General features: G+C 59.7%; 16 protein-coding genes. 9 read left to right on the top strand and 7 right to left on the bottom strand.

The genetic code is table 11. The features are described 5' to 3' along the window. Positions 1–7: 7 nt before the first annotated feature. Positions 8–1,501: an aldehyde dehydrogenase family protein gene (locus EDF82_RS12330; protein ID WP_187043013.1), complete on the bottom strand. Its 1,494-nt coding sequence runs from the start codon at positions 1,499–1,501 to the stop codon at positions 8–10. 146 nt (positions 1,502–1,647) lie between these two features. Here EDF82_RS12330 and EDF82_RS12325 point away from each other — a divergent pair, with 146 nt between their 5' ends. The 4 genes from EDF82_RS12325 (at position 1,648) to EDF82_RS12310 (ending at position 5,581) form a co-directional block, all read left to right on the top strand. Beyond that, a complete protein-coding gene (locus EDF82_RS12325; protein WP_123755838.1) occupies positions 1,648–2,949 on the top strand; it encodes an FAD-binding oxidoreductase in 1,302 nt (433 codons plus the stop codon). Between the two features lie 13 nt (positions 2,950–2,962). Further along, positions 2,963–3,328, top strand: a complete 366-nt coding sequence (locus EDF82_RS12320) for a cupin domain-containing protein (protein ID WP_123755837.1) — start codon at positions 2,963–2,965, stop codon at positions 3,326–3,328. Positions 3,329–3,516: 188 nt separating this feature from the next. Beyond that, positions 3,517–5,016: an APC family permease gene (locus tag EDF82_RS12315; protein WP_123755836.1), complete on the top strand. Its 1,500-nt coding sequence runs from the start codon at positions 3,517–3,519 to the stop codon at positions 5,014–5,016. After that, positions 4,994–5,581 (top strand): DUF3156 family protein, encoded by a 588-nt coding sequence (locus tag EDF82_RS12310; RefSeq protein WP_123755835.1) that lies wholly within the window; start codon positions 4,994–4,996, stop codon positions 5,579–5,581. The genes EDF82_RS12315 and EDF82_RS12310 overlap by 23 nt, the downstream gene beginning before the upstream one ends. 21 nt (positions 5,582–5,602) lie before the next feature. Here the strand turns inward: EDF82_RS12310 and EDF82_RS12305 are convergent, their stop codons facing one another. From EDF82_RS12305 to EDF82_RS12295, 3 genes are all read right to left on the bottom strand, one after another. Further along, positions 5,603–6,718: a class II histone deacetylase gene (locus tag EDF82_RS12305; protein ID WP_123755834.1), complete on the bottom strand. Its 1,116-nt coding sequence runs from the start codon at positions 6,716–6,718 to the stop codon at positions 5,603–5,605. Position 6,719: 1 nt separating this feature from the next. Next, positions 6,720–7,907: an MFS transporter gene (locus EDF82_RS12300; protein ID WP_123755833.1), complete on the bottom strand. Its 1,188-nt coding sequence runs from the start codon at positions 7,905–7,907 to the stop codon at positions 6,720–6,722. Positions 7,908–8,026: 119 nt separating this feature from the next. Then, complete coding sequence (locus EDF82_RS12295) at positions 8,027–8,710, bottom strand: LuxR family transcriptional regulator (RefSeq protein ID WP_123755832.1); 684 nt, start codon at positions 8,708–8,710, stop codon at positions 8,027–8,029. A gap of 416 nt (positions 8,711–9,126) precedes the next feature. Here EDF82_RS12295 and EDF82_RS12290 point away from each other — a divergent pair, with 416 nt between their 5' ends. The 4 genes from EDF82_RS12290 (at position 9,127) to EDF82_RS12275 (ending at position 13,811) form a co-directional block, all read left to right on the top strand. After that, a complete protein-coding gene (locus EDF82_RS12290) occupies positions 9,127–10,317 on the top strand; it encodes an anaerobic sulfatase maturase (RefSeq protein ID WP_123755831.1) in 1,191 nt (396 codons plus the stop codon). Positions 10,318–10,391: 74 nt separating this feature from the next. Beyond that, positions 10,392–12,125, top strand: coding sequence for an arylsulfatase (locus tag EDF82_RS12285; RefSeq protein ID WP_123755830.1), 1,734 nt, complete (start codon positions 10,392–10,394; stop codon positions 12,123–12,125). An 88-nt stretch (positions 12,126–12,213) separates the two neighbouring features. Next, positions 12,214–12,996, top strand: coding sequence for an SDR family NAD(P)-dependent oxidoreductase (locus EDF82_RS12280; protein WP_123755829.1), 783 nt, complete (start codon positions 12,214–12,216; stop codon positions 12,994–12,996). Between the two features lie 23 nt (positions 12,997–13,019). After that, the gene (locus EDF82_RS12275) at positions 13,020–13,811 is read left to right on the top strand and encodes a MoaF C-terminal domain-containing protein (RefSeq protein WP_123755828.1); all 792 of its coding nucleotides are present in this window, start codon (positions 13,020–13,022) and stop codon (positions 13,809–13,811) included. A 58-nt stretch (positions 13,812–13,869) separates the two neighbouring features. Here the strand turns inward: EDF82_RS12275 and EDF82_RS12270 are convergent, their stop codons facing one another. The 3 genes from EDF82_RS12270 to EDF82_RS12260 form a co-directional block, all read right to left on the bottom strand. After that, positions 13,870–14,820, bottom strand: coding sequence for an aldo/keto reductase (locus EDF82_RS12270; protein ID WP_123755827.1), 951 nt, complete (start codon positions 14,818–14,820; stop codon positions 13,870–13,872). 131 nt (positions 14,821–14,951) lie between these two features. Further along, positions 14,952–15,728 (bottom strand): ABC transporter substrate-binding protein, encoded by a 777-nt coding sequence (locus tag EDF82_RS12265; RefSeq protein ID WP_123755826.1) that lies wholly within the window; start codon positions 15,726–15,728, stop codon positions 14,952–14,954. A 19-nt stretch (positions 15,729–15,747) separates the two neighbouring features. Beyond that, complete coding sequence (locus tag EDF82_RS12260) at positions 15,748–16,926, bottom strand: M20 aminoacylase family protein (protein WP_123755825.1); 1,179 nt, start codon at positions 16,924–16,926, stop codon at positions 15,748–15,750. Positions 16,927–17,461: 535 nt separating this feature from the next. On the opposite strand from EDF82_RS12260, the gene EDF82_RS12255 reads away from it, so the two are divergent. Next, positions 17,462–18,049, top strand: a complete 588-nt coding sequence (locus tag EDF82_RS12255) for a YSC84-related protein (RefSeq protein WP_123755824.1) — start codon at positions 17,462–17,464, stop codon at positions 18,047–18,049. Positions 18,050–18,079 lie beyond the last annotated feature (30 nt).

Genomic DNA, 18,079 nt, shown 5'->3' with positions numbered 1-18,079 from the left:
CCGCACATTAGTAGCGCACCATCACCGATTTCAGTTCGGTGTAATCATCGATAAACGCGCTACCGAATTCACGCCCTGTGCCCGACCCTTTCATGCCGCCGAACGGCACCGCCGGGTCGAGAAAGGTGTGCATGTTCACCCAGACGATCCCGGCGTTAATCGCCTCAGAGTAGCGCAGCGCCTTGCGGATATTATCCGACCAGACGCTGGCGGCGAGGCCAAACGGCGAGGCGTTGATGCGGGACAGCGCATCCGCTTCGCTCTGGTAACCGATAAAACTACACACCGGGCCGAACGTCTCTTCCTGCATCAGGGTGCTGTTTTCGCTACGCACCTTCACCGCCGTCGGCAGGACAAAATAGCCCTCGCCGGGCAGCGCTTCGCCGCCGCAGACGATGGTGTCGCCCTCTTGCCGCGCCGTCTCAATCAGCTGCAGGACTTTCTCAAACTGCTGCCGGTTGGCCAGCGGCCCCATTGGCGTTTGCTCGTCCAGCGGCGAGCCGGGACGCAGCGCTGAAAGTCGCTGTTTCAGTAGCTCAAGAACCGCATCCAGCTTGCCTTCCGGCAGATAAAACCGCTCGGCGGCGGCGCAGATTTGCCCCTGGTTGAGATAGCCCGCTTCGATAATGCCGTCGGCCATCGCTTCGGGGGTGAGATCGTCGAGGAACAAGGCGGCATTTTTACCCCCCAGCTCCAGAGTGACGCGTTTCCCGGCCCCGGTCGCCGACTGCTGGACCTTCCCGCCGGTGACCACCGAACCGGTAAAACTGACCTTCGCACAGGCCGGGTGGGTAATCAGCCGCTGGGCGATATCCCCCCCGGCGCCGTTAACCACGTTGATCACGCCATCGGGGATCCCTGCCGCTTTGGCCAGCTCCGCCACCCGCAGCAGGGTCAGCGGCGTATATTCGCTCGGCTTCAGCACGATGGTGCAGCCGCACACCAGCGCCGCCGCCAGCTTCCAGATAGCGATCATGATCGAAAAATTCCACGGCACGATCCCCACCACCACGCCCAGCGGCTGGCGACGGGTAAACGCCGTGTACTTCTCGCCGGCCATCGACGGAAGCGACACATCCAGGGTTTCCCCGGTGACTTTCCCGGCCCAGCCGGCAAAGTAGCGCAGGAACGCCACCGATTGATCCAGCTCGAGCATCCGCGCCAGGGAGATGGTTTTCCCGGAGCACAGGCTCTCCAGCTGCGCCAGCTCCTCGCGATGCGCTGCCAGCTGGTCCGCCAGTTTCAGCAGCAGCGTGCCGCGCTGTAGCGCCGGCATCTCACGCCAGACGGCAAACGCCTGGCTGGCGCTCGCCATCGCCTGGGCCGCCTGATCCGCGTTCGCGGATGTCACGTTCGCTATCGCTTTACCGGTGGCGGGATTGACGACCGTCAGCGTCGGTCCGTTGCCCGGCAAGGCTTCCCCGGCAATAAACTGGCCATGGGGTTGGCGTAAAAACGCGGTTACTTCAGCAAGCAAGGTTACGTCGCTCATCGGTGGCATCCGTGGTTTCAGAAAATGTTCCCCATCCCACCACATCCGGTTCGCGCAGCCTATCGTTCTAAAGTACGTCATTCTTTCGGACGATATTCAGCCCCCCGCCGCCATGCTGTGATGGGTGCCTTAGCCAGGCGAGACAGGGTAACGCTATGAATATCAAAATCGATGCGCTGAACTACTATGGCGCCACCAAAAAATACCAGCTGCATTTTCCGGCGCTGCAGGACGATATCGAAGCCGACGTGGTGATCATTGGCGGCGGCTTTTCCGGGATCAACACCGCGCTGGAGCTGGCGGAACAGGGCATCACCAACGTGGTGGTGCTGGAAGCCCGCCATTTAGGCTACGGCGGCACCGGGCGCAACGGCGGCCAGGTGATGGCCGGTATTGGTCACGACATTGAAGCAGTAAAAAAACATGTGGGGAAAGAGGGGCTGGAGACGCTGTTTAAAATCTCTAACCTTGGCGCGGGGATCATTCGCGAGCGCATTCAAAAATACAATATCGACGCCGACTTCGTCCCCGGCTACGGCTATCTGGCCTACAACCAGCGTCAGCTGAAGACGCTGCGCCAGTGGGAGAAAGAGTTCAAGGCCGCCACCCCGGATGAAGATATCGCCCTCTATACCGGCAGCGACGTGCAGCAGGTAGTCGGCTCCGACGTGTACTGCGGCGCGCTCAAGCACATGGGCGGCGGGCAGATCCACTCGCTGAATATGCTGCTGGGGTCGGCGCAGGCGGCGCACTCGCTGGGGGTGAAGATTTTCGAATCCTCGCCGGTGGTTGAGGTGGATTACGGTAAAACGGTCCGCGTCCGCACGGCGATGGGCAGCGTCAAGGCCGCCAAACTGCTGTGGGCCTGCGACAGCTTCCTCAACAATATGGAGCCGGAGATTTACAACAAGACCCTGGTGACCTACTCCTATCAGGTGTCGACCGAGCCGCTGTCCGATGCGCTGATTGAACGCATCAGCCCGCTACGCGGCGCCTTCAGCGATATTCGCCCGGTGATCAACTACTACCGCATTACCCGGGAAAACCGCCTGCTGTTTGGCAGCGCCACCCGTTATCTTGAGTATACGCCCAACGATTTCGCCGCCTGGAACCGCACCCTGCTGGCGGAGGTCTTCCCCTATCTGAAGGATGTCAAAATCGACTTCGCCTGGGGCGGCCCGATGGCCTGCAGCGCCAACCTGTTCCCGCAGATCGGCACCCTGCGCGAGCACAATAACGTCTTCTACGTTCAGGGTTACTCCGGCTTCGGCGTTACCCCCTCGCACATCGTGTGCAAAATTCTCGCCGAGGGCATCAATGGCGGTTCCGATCGCTACCGCCTGATGAGCAGCATTCCCCACGCGACAATCCACGGTCGTGACAGCCTGCGCACGCTGCTGGTCACCGCCGGAAAACTGATGCATCAAACCGCCGGTTACTGGAAAGGCCGGAGTTAACCAGGAGAACATCATGCACGCATTTAAACTCGATCAACCCGTTCCCGAACTGCAGCCTATCGGCAGCGTCAGCCTGCTGGGCGCGACGCCGACCGCCGGCGATCCGCAGGTAGCGGGCGCCATGATTTACGGTGAACCGCAGGACCCCTTTACCTGCGGTCTGTTTTCCTCCACCCAGGGGAGCTTTACCATGACCTATCCGTTTACCGAACACGCCACCGTCCTCGAAGGCGAAGTGGAGCTGACCGTCGCCGGCGGCCAGCCACAGCGCTTCGTGGCGGGCGACAGCTGGTTTGTCAAACAGGGCACCGAAGTGGAGTGGAAAATCCTGACGCCGCGCTTCGTTAAGCACTACCTGGCCAACGTCGAAAGCCGCTAATGCCCCCGCTACTCCCCGGCGCACGGCGGCGGGGAGTAGCATCTGCTCTACATCACAGAATCAACCGCCGTTCTCCACCTTCAGGACGATATTCATTGAGCCGGATGCCAACCTAAATTATGACTATCCGGAATGGTGCTTGCTTTGCGCCACTCCCTGCCCTTCCCTATTTTGTGCAGAGGTTGACTATGTTCAGTAAAAGACTCGCCAGCCATCTCGAACGCGGCGTCGTCGGCTTTCCCACTACCCTCGCCAGCTCCGTCGGGCTGATTATGGCCAGCCCGGTGATCCTCACCGTGACCAGCGGTTTTGGCATGGGCGGCGACACCTTTGCCCTGGCGGTGCTGCTGGCGTTTATCATGATGCAGGCACAGGTCACCACCTTTGCCGAGGCGGCCACGCTGATCCCCACCACCGGTTCGGTCTATGACTATATCGCCTGTGGGATGGGGCGTTTTTTTGCGATCACCGGCGCGCTGTGCGCCTATCTGATCGTCCATATTTTTGCCGGAACCGCAGAAACCATTCTCGCCGGAGTGATGGCGCTGGTGAACTTCGAATCCATCAGCAGCCAGATGGCGGTGCACCAGAACACCTGGATGGTGGGCGTCGGGATGGTGGTGGTGTTCGGCCTGCTGAACGCCATTGGCGTGGAGATCTTCGGCAAGGTGGAAGTGGTGCTGACCTTCGGGATGTGGAGCACCCTGACCATCTTCGGCCTGTGCGGTATTTTTATGGCGCCGGTGACCCACCTTTCCGGCTGGTTCGGAACGCCGCTGAACGTCAGCGACCTCTCCGGGCTGTTCGGCTATATCGGCATGGCGATGTTTATGTTCGTCGGCTGCGAACTGGTCACGCCGATGGCCCCGGAAATTAAACAGGCCCACCGCACCATTCCGCGCGCCATGGCGCTCGGTCTGTTCGGCGTCGCCAGCTGCATGTTTATCTACGGCGCGGCCATTAACCGCCAGGTCGAAAACGTGGTGCTGGATGCGGCGACCAACGTCCATCTGCTGGATACGCCGATGGCGATCCCGGCCTTTGCCGAGCGGGTGATGGGCCATGCGGGCCAGTACTGGCTCGGCGTCGGGCTGCTGCTGGCGGGCTGCGCGACCATCAACACCCTGATGGCCGCCGTGCCGCGCATTATCTACGGGATGGCGCTGGACGGCGCCCTGCCCCGCTTCCTCACCTGGCTGCACCCGCGCTTTAAGACGCCGGTCATCGCCATTGCCATCGGCGTGGCGATCCCTTGCCTGCACGCCTGGTACCTGAACGGCGATATCGACCGGATCGTTCCGCTGATCCTCGCCGCCGTTTGCGCCTGGGGCGTGGCCTATCTGCTGGTGACCCTGTCGGTGGTGCTGCTGCGTATCCGCCGCCCGGACCTGCCGCGGGCCTATCGCTCACCGTGGTTTCCGCTGCCGCAGATTATCTCCAGCGTCGGGATTATTATCGCCATCATCAACATCACCCCGCCGGGCATGGACAGCCGCGACGTGCTGGTGCCGTTCGGCATCATGCTCGGGCTGACCGCCGCCTACGCGCTGTTCTGGACGGTGTGCGTTCAGCGGGTTAACCCATTCCGCCCGGTGCCCGTCGAAGAGGTGGTGGAACGCGCCATCGGCAACTATGAGAAACAAAACCATGGGGAGATGACGCCCGATGTCCTCCGTCCCCTCATTTAGCACGCCGTTAATGAATGCAGTCCAGCGCGATCTCGCCGGCTGGCCAGGCGAAAAGCTCAGCGAGCGCAGCGCGGTACTGCACCTTAACGCCAGCACCGATGTCACCGTCAGCGTTCGCCAGAAACGGCTGTTTATGGCGAGCATTCACAGTTGCGAATTTGTCGTTGAGGGGCCGGTCTCCCGGCCCGCTCAGGGGAAGATCCGCGCCCATCAATCCGGCTGGCTGAAACGCCAGCCGGTCACCTTTCGCGGCAGTAAAACCGCCGCTGAACTCGCCCGCTATCTCAACGGTTTTCCCCGCTTGCAGCAAACGCTCAGCGAACTGGACTATCGCCGCTTTACCTTTACCCTCGACGACCAGCGCTGGCGCTGCTGCATTGAGCCGTGGGCCGCCAGTGAAGTGGTCTGCAAAATGCCGCCGCTGCGCCGCTATCTGCGCCTCGAAAAGCAGCAGCGCATGCTGCTGTTGAGCGTCATGAGCATGATGCATCAGGCGGTCAATCAGTGGATGCAGGAGACGCTAACAACAGAAGAGCGTTCGCAGGAGAACGCTTCTCCGCGCTGATTGCGGAGAAGCGTGGGGCCGTTAGTTCAGGCCAAACTGACGCGCCAGGGTATCAAGCGCCTGGCGCTGAAAAGCGCTAAATGCTTCACGCGGTTGCTGCTGTTGAATAAATTCCAGCAGCGGATCCTCCACCGCGGTTCTCACGCCGCTCAACGCTTCCATCACCGCCAGCCCGCAGAACGGCACGTAGGATTCGGCGTAGCCCCCTTCATGCACCATCACCAGCTTACCGTCGCACAGCCGATCCGCCGCCGCCTGTACCTGTTCAGTCATCGCGCGGAAGCTGTCGCTGTGCAGCTGCATCCGCGCCAGCGGGTCCATGGCGTTCGCATCGTAGCCGCAGGCCACGATAATCAGCTCCGGTTCAAAGCGGGTCAGCGCCGGGATCACGATGGTCTCCAGCGCATAGCGCCAGCTGTCGTCTCCTGCGCCGGCCATCAGCGGAATATTGATGTTATAGCCTTCGCCCGCGCCGGTGCCGCAGTCGTCTTCCCCGGCATAGCCTGGCGGGAAGCAACCGTCCTGGTGCAGCGAAATAGTCAGGACATCGTCGCGTTGCAGATAGATATGCTGCGTCCCGTTGCCGTGGTGCACATCCCAGTCGAGGATCGCCACTTTGCCCAGGCCATGCAACGCCTTCGCCCGCTCCACGGCAATGGGAATATTGGCGAGGAAACAGAAGCCCATCGACTGGTCAGGCAGGCAGTGGTGTCCCGGCGGCCGCGACAGCGCGTAAGCGTTATCCAGTTCACCGCGTAATACCGCCTCTACCGCGGCGCTGGCCAGCCCGGCAGACAGCGCGGCTATCTCGTAGCTGCCCGGCCCCAGCGGTGCCTCTTTCCCCAGCATGCCGCCGCCGTTATCGCTGATCGCCTTAAAGCGCTCAAGATAATGGGCCGGATGAATGCGCTGCAGATCCTCCTCGCTCGCGGCCGCCGCGCTGTACAGCTGCAGCTGGGCGGTCAGACCCGAAACATCCATCAGGTTTTTCATTCGCCGCTTAGTCTCCGGCGACTCGGCATGGCCTCCCCCTGCCGGCGGCTGTACCCAGCCCCCGACCGGTAAGGTCACCGCATGCAGGCCGGTGCTGTGCCAGAAACAACGCTCATCAAAGAAGAAACCGGTTTTTCTTTTCACTCTATCCTCCTGTTAGATCACGCTTTCCGGCGGGCGAAGCCGCCAGAATCAATCCTGCCGAGAGCAAGGCGCAGCCGCCTGCCGCGGCCAGCAGCGCGTCGGCGCTGGAAAAATGTTGCAGCAGCGTCCCGGCCAGCGCCGGACCGGCGGCCATACCGCCGCCAATCACCAGATTGATGCTGTTCATCAAGCGGCCGCTGTTATCCAGCCCGGCGACGCGGGCGAGAATAAACGGCAGGACAAAGGTCCAGGTGAATTTGAACAGCACCGCCGCCAGCGCGAAGCGCAGCAGCAGCGGGTGGCTGATAAGCAGAACAATGCTGAGGATCAGCAGTCCGTAGCCCAGCCAGACCGCCATGCGGTCCGGGCGCTGCGTGCCGCGTAAGGCCGCGCCGCCGGCGCCAAGAATGCCGAACACCGTCGCCACCGCCAGGACCAGGCCAATCTGCGACGCCGTCAGGCCTGCCGCGCTCCCGATGGTGCCGATAAAGGTCCATACCGCGCTGAGGCTGATATAAAAGGTCAGGACCGCCAGCACCGCGAGAAGCTTACGCAGCGGCGCGACGGCGGGCTGCCGGCGGGAAGCCGACATCGGCTGAAAGCGCGGTGGAAACGCCGCTACCAGCGGCAGGCAGCAGAGCATGATGGCGGCGAGGATCAGATACACCACCTTCAGGCCGAAACTGGCAAACAGACCGGGGAGGATCAACAGTCCCACCATTCCCAGCAGCAGCTGGCCCAGCACCCAGAAGGCATACACCCGCGAAGGATTGGCGGTGCCCGCCGCGCAACTGATGCACAGGATCATCAGCGTGCCGCCGGCCAGCGAAGCGATAAAGCGGGCCAGCAGCAGCGTTTCATAGTGGCTTGCCGCCGCCGAGGCCAGGTTCGCCAGCAAAAACACCACTCCGGCCGCCAGCGCCACGCGGCGCCAGTTGAGGCGGCTCATCCACCACCATGCCGGGAGGGTCGCCAGGCTCATCGCCCCCAGCTCAGCCGAGAACAGATAGCCGATGTGCCCGGGGGACAGTCGCCACTCGCTGGCTAACTGCGCGGCCACCGCCGGAGCGGTCATCAGGATCCCCGGCGCAATCGCGGCAAAAATCACGATGGCGCACAGCAGGCGAGCGGTAAATACCAGGCCGGTCGGCCGGGATAAGCTGTTTTCAGTAACGGGTGTACTCGACATCGTGATGCGTGCTCCAGTCAAAAAAAACCGCCCCCCGGACAATAGCCCAGGGAGTGATACCGTCTGGCATCAGGAAAATACCGCCATTGACGGCGGCGCGCGGGATGCGATGAGTCAGATTACAGATGCAGCGTGCGCTGAGCGGATGGCATCCAGGTTCGGGAAACGAGCTCGGTACGATTGACCACGTCGGTCTTGGCGAAAATATTGCGTAAGTGGGTTTTCACGGTGGAGAGCGAAATATCCATCTGGCGGGCGATCAGCTTATTACTGGCCCCTTCGCGCACCATACCGACCACTTCACGCTCTTTGGCGGTCAGCATCATTGGCAGGTCATCTTCCTGCTCGAGACAGTCGTGAATAGCCAACTCCACCAGCGGCAGTACCGCCTGGGCGCGCAGGCGCTCTTCGCTGGAGAACGGCGCGTCGCGCATTAAGGAGATACCGGCAATAATGCGTCGGTCGCGGCGGATAAAGACTTCCGTCATGTCGCGGACGTTATTCGGCAGCATAAACTCGTGATAATAGTGACGGTGGCGGTCGCACACCCCCGGCGTCATCGCCGCCATGGTAATCGCCTGGTGGCTAAAGCGGGATGGCAGCAGCGGGTCCAGCGGCTGAAAACATTCCAGATATTGTTGATGCGTATTGGCCGAAATATTATGCAAAATATAGTCTTCGGGTTTTAAACGCTGATTAACCCGATAAAAAACCGCCGATGACAGTGGAATTAACTGTGAAATAGTCTGTAAACAACGGGCAATTATCGCATCATTACGACTGGCTTTTAATAAAGCAGACATGATTCCCCTCCCGTCGAGGTGAAAGTGCGTTAAACGCGGATGAAGACCAGATAGATGAAGCATACATTTCACATTTAAGTAACACAATCATTAACATATTAACAGTGTGATATGGGTTACAAAAAATTATTCAACACACTGTTAATTAAAGAGTTAATAATCCACATACCGTGTTGTTATCGACATTACATTAAAACATAAACAAAAGTTATTAACCTTATGGCCGCTCGCCGCGTCAGGGTTTTGCTCCCGCCGTTTTTTTATCAGTAACTCGTCCTTTAGAACGAGTGATTTTTTTAAGCGCTACTCTATACCTAATAAATATTTTCTTATCCGCTGCTTAACCATTCCCGGAAGCGCAGCTTTGTGCTGCCCAAATAATAGCGTTCGCCGGAAAAATAAATACGGAGCCATTGATGCTGAATATCGCCGCGCTACGCCAGCAGCAAATTCCGCTGGCCATTGAACCCCGGGCAACGGTGCCCTTTCATATTCTGATCAAGCCGATTGGCCCGGCCTGCAATCTCGCCTGTCGCTACTGTTACTACCCGCAGGGCGACACCCCGGTGCAAAAAATGGACGATGCAATGCTGGCGTCGTTTATTCGCCGCTATATTGCCGCCCAGCCCCCCGGCGCACGGGAGATCAATTTTGTCTGGCAAGGCGGCGAGCCGCTGCTGGCCGGCCTGAGCTTTTATAAAAAAGCGCTGGCGCTACAGCAGCAGTATGCCCCGCCGGGAGTGACGATCAGCAACAGCCTGCAAACCAACGCGACGCTAATCAACGATGCGTGGTGCCGCCTGTTTCATGAGCATCGCTTTACGATTGGCGTCAGCCTCGAAGGTAGTGAAGCGCTGCAAAACCAGCACCGCCCGGATAAGCGCGGCCAGGCCAGCTATCCGGCGGCGCTGCGCGGCATCGCCCTGCTGCATCAGCATCAGGTGGAATTCAATTTACTGGTGGTGGTGCATGACGCGATGACCCGCCATGCGGCCGCCATTTACGACCACGTTGTCAGCCTGGGCGCTCGCTATCTGCAATTTCAGCCGCTGATGAGCGAAGGCGACGCCCTGCAGCAGGGCTACCAGCTGAGCGCCGACAACTGGGGACGCTTTATGGTGGCGGTCTGGCATCAGTGGCGCAAACGCTGCGATATGGGGCGGGTGTTCGTGATGAATATCGAACAGGCGTGGGGGCAATACTTCACCCATACCAGCGCCACCTGCGTCCACGCGGCCCGCTGCGGCAGCAATCTGGTGATGGAGCCAGACGGCCAGCTGTACGCCTGCGACCATCTGATTAACGACCGTCATCACCTCGGCGCGCTCAGCGAACAGACGCTGGCCCAGGCGGTCGATAGCGCCACGCACCTGCCCTTCGGGCGCGAAAAAAGCCGCCGCCGGGAGTGTCAGAGCTGCCCGGTGAATATGGTCTGCCAGGGCGGCTGTCCCGCCCATCTCAACGACGCCGGTTACAACCGGCTGTGTGCCGGCTACTTCCGCTTTTTTAACGCAATCCTCGCCCCGTTGCGCCCGTATTCCCGGGACATGAACGGCCTGCGGGCCTGGCGAGCCGCCTTTGTCGACAGCCAGCAGCCTGCTGGCTAACCGATACCACTCCCGTGTCGCGCCGTCTGCTTAGCGGGTGCGCCACCTTCCGAGCCAGTACAGGAGAATACGCAGTGAATAAAACAGCAGTGGCCGCCACCCTGGGCATGATCCTCTCCGGCGCAGCGCACAGTGCGCAAACCGAACGCCCCAACGTGATCGTTATTATCGCCGACGACATGGGCTATTCCGATATCAGCCCCTTTGGTGGCGAAATCCCGACGCCCAACCTGCAGGCGATGGCCGAACAGGGCGTGCGTATGAGCCAGTATTACACCTCGCCGATGTCCGCCCCGGCGCGTTCGATGTTGTTAACCGGCAATACCAATCAACAGGCGGGTATGGGCGGCATGTGGTGGTACGACAGCACCATCGGTAAAGAGGGCTACGAGCTGCGCCTCACCGACCGCGTCACCACCATGGCGGAACGCTTTAAAGATGCCGGCTATAACACCCTGATGGCCGGGAAATGGCACCTCGGTTTCGTGCCCGGCGCCACGCCGAAAGACCGCGGGTTTAGCCACTCGTTCGCCTTTATGGGCGGCGGCACCAGCCATTTTAACGACGCGGTACCGCTGGGCACGGTCGAGGCGTTCCACACCTACTACACCCGCGACGGCCAGCGCGTGTCGCTCCCCGACAACTTTTACTCCAGCGAAGCCTACGCCAGCCAGATGAATGAGTGGATCAAACAGACCCCGTCGGAACAGCCGGTGTTCGCCTGGCTGGCCTTTACCGCGCCCCATGACCCGCTGCAGGCGCCGGACGAGTGGATCGCACGTTTTAAAGGCCAGTATGAACAGGGCTACGCCGAGGTCTATCGCCAGCGCATTGCCCGCCTGAAGGCGCTGGGGATCCTCCATGACGACACGCCGCTTCCTGGCCTCGATCTCGATAAAGAGTGGGAAGCACTGACGCCGGAGCAGCAAAAATACACCGCCAAAGTGATGCAGGTCTACGCGGCGATGATCGCCAATATGGACGCGCAGATAGGCTCGGTGATGGCGACGCTGAAGCAGACCGGGCGTGATAAAAACACCGTGCTGCTCTTTTTAACCGATAACGGCGCCAACCCGGCGGAAGGCTTTTACTACGAATCGGAACCGTCGTTCTGGAAACAGTTCGACAACAGCTACCAGAACATCGGGCGCAAAGGCTCATTCGTCTCCTACGGCCCGCACTGGGCCAACGTCAGCAACGCCCCTTACGCCCGCTACCACAAAACCACCAGCGGCCAGGGGGGGATCAACACCGACTTTATGATCTCCGCTCCCGGAATTGTGCATAACGGTAAGATCGACACCTCCACCATGGCGGTGTACGACGTCGCCCCGACCTTATATGAGTTCGCCGGTATCGATGCCACTAAACCGCTGGCGAAAAAACCGGTGCTGCCGATGGTCGGCGTCAGCTTTAAGCGCTATCTGACCGGCGAAACCCAGCAGCCGCCACGCTCCTCCTACGGCGTCGAACTGCATAACCAGGCCGCCTGGGTTGACGGCGACTGGAAGCTGCGGCGGCTGGTGAAAACCTTCCCGCAGGCCGGCGATGCGCCATGGGGGCTGTTCAATCTTAAACTCGACCCGCTGGAGACCCACGATGTCGCGGCGCAATATCCGCAGCGGGTGCAGGCGATGAGCGATGCCTATGCGGCGTTTGCCAAACGCACCATGGTGGTCCACGCCGACGGCAAGCTGATTGACTACGCCGGTATTGACAGCAAAACCGGCCGCTATCTCGCCGTCGATCCCCAGACCATGGAGGCCGTTCCAGCCCCGCAGGCCATTCCTGTGAGCCAGGGCAACTGAACGACCCCGGCTCTCGTTCTTCCGGACGATAGCCGGGATCTGGCCCCCTTTTTAAGGTAGGAAAAACGCAGGTAACGGGAGAAACAGAATGGCTAGAGTGGTGGTGGTAACCGGCGGTGGAACCGGCATCGGCGCCGCCTGTGCGCGGCAGATGTCGGCGGCGGGCGATACGGTCATTATTATCGGACGCCGCCTCGCCCCTCTGCAGGCGCTGGCACAGGAGACCGGCGCGCTGGCGCTGACCGGCGATGCCGCCAGCGGTAGCGACTGGCAGCACCATCTGCTGCCGGCCATTCTCGCGCAAGCGGGCGGTATCGACGTCTTGCTGTGCTGCGCCGGCGGAATGGGCAACAGCGCGGCGGCGCAGACCAGCGACCAGCAGTGGCGTCAGGCGCTGGAGAGCAATCTCGACAGCGCTTTCGCCAGCGTCCGCGCCTGCCTGCCGTCGTTGATGACCCGTCGTGGCAACGTGCTGTTTGTCGCCTCGATCGCCTCTCTCGCCGCCGGTCCCGAGGCCTGCGGCTACGTCACCGCCAAACACGCGCTGATCGGCCTGATGCGCTCAGTCGCCCGGGATTATGGCCCACAGGGGGTACGCGCCAACGCTATCTGCCCCGGCTGGGTCACCACGCCGATGGCCGACGAGGAGATGCAGCCGCTGATGGCCGCTCAGGGCATCAGCCTTGAGCAGGCCTATCGCCAGGTGTGCCGCGATGTGCCGCTGCGCCGTCCCGCCAGCGCCCAGGAGATCGCCCTCGCCTGTCAGTTTCTGTGCTCCCCGCAGGCATCGATCATCAGCGGCGCTACCCTGGTTGCCGACGGCGGCGCCAGCGTGGTGGATGTCCCGACCCTGGCGTTCTCTTCCCCTTAGTCAATAAGCAAAAAGGAACTCACATGACCGCAGAAGCCGTATTTATTCAGGTCGGCGCCCTGGCCGATGGTTTTGCCCCGCACGGCAACGTGTTGCCCGTCGCCACGTTACCCAGCGGGGAATCTCTGACCTTTTATCTGCCGGACGGAATCCGCCATCAGCTGCAGATTGCCGATGCACACAACCTTATCTGGAACGGGCAGCCGGTTGCCGGGCGCATCACCGCCCTGCGCCCCGACGTACTGTTTATCGACTTTCTCGATCCCGATCGGCAGCACGCCAGCATCAGCGCGGTGTGCAATCTGACGCAGCACAACGCCACCCTGGTTTACGGCGCGCTGCCCACCGAGCAAGCCGCTCGCCTGGATGCCTTCAGCCGCGTCGAGCAGGGTCTGCCGCTGACGGCGGTTGAGGTGAGTTTCCATTTTGCGCGTCTGAACCGCGAGCCGGGGCCGCTGCCGGCGTTCACCGGGGCGCTGGTGGGGATGCGCAACCAGTACACCTACAGCCCGACCGAGCGCTACGAGCATATTTATCTCAACGATAATTTCTATGCCTGGCAGTGTCTGGATGGGGTGGAAAAGGGGCTGGCGGATGTCGACCGCTGTCATTATGTGCAGGTGGCAGACGATCTGACGCTGTTCGTCTGGCGGGAAAAAATCATCCCGACGTTAGGGGTGATCCTGATCGATCTTCAGCAGATGCGCACCGACGGCAAGATCCTCGGCTATCAGGGCAGCGATTTTGCCGCGCTGAGTAATTTCCCGGTCGGGGCCAGCGCGGAGATCCTCAATGTCACGACGCATCGGTCATAACCGGCGATAACGGGACTGACGTTGAAACACCGGAGCCGGCTGGCTCCGGTGCCGTAGGTCAGGCGCTGGCAATTTCCAGACGCGCCAGCTGCGCGGCGTTGAGCGTCAGCTGTGCCGCACGGGCAAAGCTTTCCACCTGAGCCACGCTGGTCGCACTGGCGATCGGCGCACTCACCCCTTCACGATGCATCAGCCAGGCCAGCGCCACTTCGGCGGGTTTCGCCTTGTGCTGGGCGGCCACCTCGTCCAGCGTATCGAGAATGCGCATACCGCGCGGGTTGAGATATTTACCAATGCCGCCGCGCTGGCTTTGCGTCAGATCGGACTGCTGGCGGTATTTACCGGTTAAGAAACCGGAGGCCAGGCTGTAGTAGGTGACGACGCCAATATCGCGCGTGGTGCACAGGTCGCACAGCGCCCCTTCAAACGCCGAACGGTGATAAAGATTGTACTCCGGTTGCAGCACCTGCCAGGCCGGCAGCCCCTCTTTGCGTGCCACCTCCAGCGCGGCGGAAAGCTGCAGCGCATCGAGATTGGACGCGCCGGTAGCGCGGATTTTCCCGCTCTGCTGCAGGCCATGAAACGCCTCCAACGTCTCCGCAAGCGGGGTTTCCGGGTCCGGCCAGTGAGCAAAATAGAGGTCGATATAATCGGTGTTCAGACGACGCAGCGATGCTTCCACAGCCTGTTGGATCCAGGCTTTCTTCAGCCCTTTTTGCCCCGGAAGCCCTAAATCAGCCCCCACTTTGGTGAAGATTTTCACCTTATCGCGCATGCCGGGACGCGCCTGCAACCAGCGGCCGATAATGGTTTCAGATTCGCCGCCCTGATTGCCATCCACCCAGCGGGAGTAGACATCGGCGGTATCAATGGCGTCAAAGCCGTGATCAACGAAAGCATCAAGAATGGCAAAACTGGTTTTCTCATCGCAGGTCCAACCAAAAACGTTGCCGCCAAAGACCAGCGGGGCGATGGAAAATCCGGTTTTGCCCAAGGGACGTGTATTCATGCCGTTCACTCCTTATCGCTTATATTCTGCATCCTTCGGTACACCGCAAGGGCTGGAAAGGACAATCATGGGATAGTAAGAAAAGGAATCTTGAGGCGGGCTAATCCGTGCCCGCCGGACGCATTACCACATTATGTTCCGGAATAGACGTCAAAGCTAAAATATTTACCCGACAGTTTTTTATAGGTCCCGTCGGCCAGAATGGTGGCAATCGCGCCGTTAATTTCCTGACGCAGGGCGTCGTCTTCTTTGCGCAGGCCAATCGCCGCGCCGGCACCGAACAGCGTATTATCCTGCAAACTTCCGCCGACGAAGGCGAAATCTTTGCCCTGAGGCTGCTGCAGGAAGCTATAGTCCGCCATCATCCCGGACAGCACCGCGCCATCGATACGCCCGGATTCCAGATCCCGCACCACGCTGTCAGCTCCCTGATAGGCCACGATATTGATGCCCGCCGGGCGCCAGTGCTGGTTGACGTAGGTTTCCTGCGCCGACCCTTGCTCCACGCCGATGGTTTTGCCTTTCAGCTGCTCTGGCGTGTTGCCCGTCAGGGTGTTTTTGCGCGCCACGAGGAACACCGGGCCGTTATACAGTTTATCGGTAAAGCCAATCTGTTCTTTACGCTTTTCGGTCATATACATCCCGGAGAGAATCGCGTCGAATTTGCGCGCCTTCAGCGCCGGGATAATGCCGTCGAAATTGCTTTCGACCCACACGCATTTTGCCTTGAGCTGCGCGCAGATAGCGTTGCCTAAATCAATATCAAACCCCGCCAGCTTGCCCTGCGGGTCTTTCCATTCAAAGGGCGCGAAAGTGGGATCGACGCCAAAGCGAATTTCCTTTTGCCCTGCGGCCAGCGCCGATGTTGAGGCCATCAGCGCAACCCACAGCAGAAGAGATTTTTTCATTTTTTATCAGCTCCAGAGATCAACGGCAGTGTGTTTCAACTAACCGGGCGAAGAATGACGCGCCGGTGGTAATAATGTCATCGTTAAAGTCATAGCCAGGGTTATGCACCATGCAGCTCCCTTTACCGCCCTTCTCGCCGTTGCCCAGCAGGAAGTAACAGCCGGGACGCGCCTGCAGCATAAAGGCGAAATCCTCGCTGGCGTTCATCGGCGCCACCGAAGGCAGCACCTGCTCGGGGCCAAAGACCTCCAGCGCCAGCGATTTGGCGAACGCCGTCTCCGCGTCGCTATTGGTCAGCACCGGATAAGAGTCGTAGACCGCAACCTCGCTGGTTGCGCCATAGCTCTTGGCGGTGAACTCGGCGATCTCATGGATACGTTTAATCAGCAGATCGCGCACTTCCGGCTTCATCGCGCGCACGGTCAGCTCCATCACCGCGCTTTCCGGGATGACGTTGGAGGCAATACCGGCCTGGAAAGTCCCGACGGTGACAACCGCGGTTTCTCCCGGCGGCACGTTGCGGGCAACAATGCTTTGCAGCGACATCACCAGCGCCGAGCCGGCGACAATCGGGTCGATGGCACGTTCCGGGTGAGCGCCGTGACCGCCGTAGCCGTGAATGGTTATCTTCACCGTATCCGCCGAGGCCATAAAGTTACCGGCATAGAAGCCCAGCTTGCCGACCGGCAGCCCCGGCATATTGTGCAGCGCGAAAACGCTATCGCAGGGGAAGCGTTCAAACAGACCGTCTTTAATCATCAGATCCGCCCCGCCGATGGCCTCTTCCGCCGGCTGGAAAATCAGGTGCACGGTGCCGTTAAACTGGCAGGCTGGCGAGGCAATATACTTCGCTGCCGCCAGCAGGATGGTGGTATGACCGTCATGGCCGCAGGCGTGCATTTTTCCAGGAACGGTGCTGGCCCACGGCAGATCGGTGGTTTCAAAGATCGGCAGCGCGTCCATGTCGGCGCGCAGACCAATCGTGCGCCCCGGCTGGCCTTTTGTTAATGAGCCCACCACTCCGGTTTTACCCAATTCACGAGTGACCGCGTAGCCCCATTCCGCCAGTTTTTCCGCCACCAGCTCGCTGGTATTAAACTCCTCCAGACTTAATTCCGGATGGGCATGTAAATAATGACGGATCGCAATCATTTCATCTTCAGCGGCTTTAATTTCTGGAATCACAAAATCGGTCATGCCGGTCTCCGGGAATAAGGAATAAATGTCCTGAATAAATCAGGCTTCAGACAAACGGTTGCTGGGGAGCGAGAAAGTCGGAAGCAGTAGCGTCAACGAACAGGTTCAGACAATTAACTTATCTGGATAACTATTTAATGCAAGTAGGATTTCTGATTTCTGCAGCCGACCTCATCGCATTTACTCATGATTATTCAGCATGTTATCTTTCAGCGTCGTCAGAAATGAAGTTGCCAAAACACCGCCAGCCATCACGGAACATCCACAACACAAATCACGCAATATTCAGTTAAACAGACCATGGTTAAGGCTAAGTTTAAATATAAACTTTTAATACTTGGATTATTAACGCGTTTTTACTCTACGATTATCGGTCTTAAATCAGCGTGTCATTAGCAGGGATGAACTCAAGCAGCGTCATGGTTGCAGGATGCACAGACGCGCTCGCCCCGTGGCGTTATGCAGGCCCCGTGAGCGAGTGAGAGATAATGACAGCGCTTTATGAATGACCTGCCGAATACAGTAGAACTTAACAATGAAATATCAGGCTCTTATCATTGCATCAGCGCTGGCGATGGCCGGCTGTAGCGCACAGGGCGACACTGCCAGTCAGCAGCGCGCCAGTATCCAGAAAATACGTAGTGAAACGCTGAGTAAACTCTATACGCTGCACCCGGAAGCGCGCAGCGATATTCAGCACTCCGACGGCTATGCGGTATTTTCCAGCAACAGCAGCAAAATTTTGGTCTTCGGATTTGGTAGCGGCTATGGCGTGGTGAAAAATACCCACACCGGCAAAGATACCTATATGAAAATGGCGCAGGGCGGCGCGGGTCTGGGCGTGGGCGTGAAGCAGCAGCGGACCGTGCTGGTATTCCATGATAAAGAGGCGCTGAATCACTTTATCACCCAGGGCTACGTCGTTGGTGCCGATGCTAACGCGGCCGCCAAATATGACGATAAAGGCGTCGCCCCGGTCGCCGCGTCGGCCAACGGCATCGCCAAAGATACCGCTTCGCTGCCGTCGAAGGTGAATGTGTACGAAATCACCGAGAAAGGCTTGGCCGCCCAGGCGATGCTCAATGGCTATAAATACTGGCCAGATGATGAGCTAAATAAGTAATCATCGGTATGGTCAGCGCAAGAGGTTGTC

The sequence above is a fragment of the Klebsiella sp. BIGb0399 genome (assembly GCF_003752615.1).
In the GTDB taxonomy this organism is placed as follows: Bacteria; Pseudomonadota; Gammaproteobacteria; order Enterobacterales; family Enterobacteriaceae; genus Klebsiella; species Klebsiella lignicola.
The sequence above is the reverse complement of the archived record's forward strand: the minus strand, read 5'-3'. Positions and strand labels throughout refer to the sequence as shown.

Coding starts and splice junctions, on each gene's coding strand:
- EDF82_RS12325 (WP_123755838.1), top strand. CDS start 1,648: ATGAATATCAAAATCGATGCGCTGAACTACTATGGCGCCACCAAAAAA.
- EDF82_RS12275 (WP_123755828.1), top strand. CDS start 13,020: ATGACCGCAGAAGCCGTATTTATTCAGGTCGGCGCCCTGGCCGATGGT.
- EDF82_RS12310 (WP_123755835.1), top strand. CDS start 4,994: ATGTCCTCCGTCCCCTCATTTAGCACGCCGTTAATGAATGCAGTCCAG.
- EDF82_RS12295 (WP_123755832.1), bottom strand. CDS start 8,710: ATGTCTGCTTTATTAAAAGCCAGTCGTAATGATGCGATAATTGCCCGT.
- EDF82_RS12280 (WP_123755829.1), top strand. CDS start 12,214: ATGGCTAGAGTGGTGGTGGTAACCGGCGGTGGAACCGGCATCGGCGCC.
- EDF82_RS12300 (WP_123755833.1), bottom strand. CDS start 7,907: ATGTCGAGTACACCCGTTACTGAAAACAGCTTATCCCGGCCGACCGGC.
- EDF82_RS12290 (WP_123755831.1), top strand. CDS start 9,127: ATGCTGAATATCGCCGCGCTACGCCAGCAGCAAATTCCGCTGGCCATT.
- EDF82_RS12255 (WP_123755824.1), top strand. CDS start 17,462: ATGAAATATCAGGCTCTTATCATTGCATCAGCGCTGGCGATGGCCGGC.
- EDF82_RS12270 (WP_123755827.1), bottom strand. CDS start 14,820: ATGAATACACGTCCCTTGGGCAAAACCGGATTTTCCATCGCCCCGCTG.
- EDF82_RS12330 (WP_187043013.1), bottom strand. CDS start 1,501: ATGCCACCGATGAGCGACGTAACCTTGCTTGCTGAAGTAACCGCGTTT.
- EDF82_RS12315 (WP_123755836.1), top strand. CDS start 3,517: ATGTTCAGTAAAAGACTCGCCAGCCATCTCGAACGCGGCGTCGTCGGC.
- EDF82_RS12320 (WP_123755837.1), top strand. CDS start 2,963: ATGCACGCATTTAAACTCGATCAACCCGTTCCCGAACTGCAGCCTATC.
- EDF82_RS12260 (WP_123755825.1), bottom strand. CDS start 16,926: ATGACCGATTTTGTGATTCCAGAAATTAAAGCCGCTGAAGATGAAATG.
- EDF82_RS12265 (WP_123755826.1), bottom strand. CDS start 15,728: ATGAAAAAATCTCTTCTGCTGTGGGTTGCGCTGATGGCCTCAACATCG.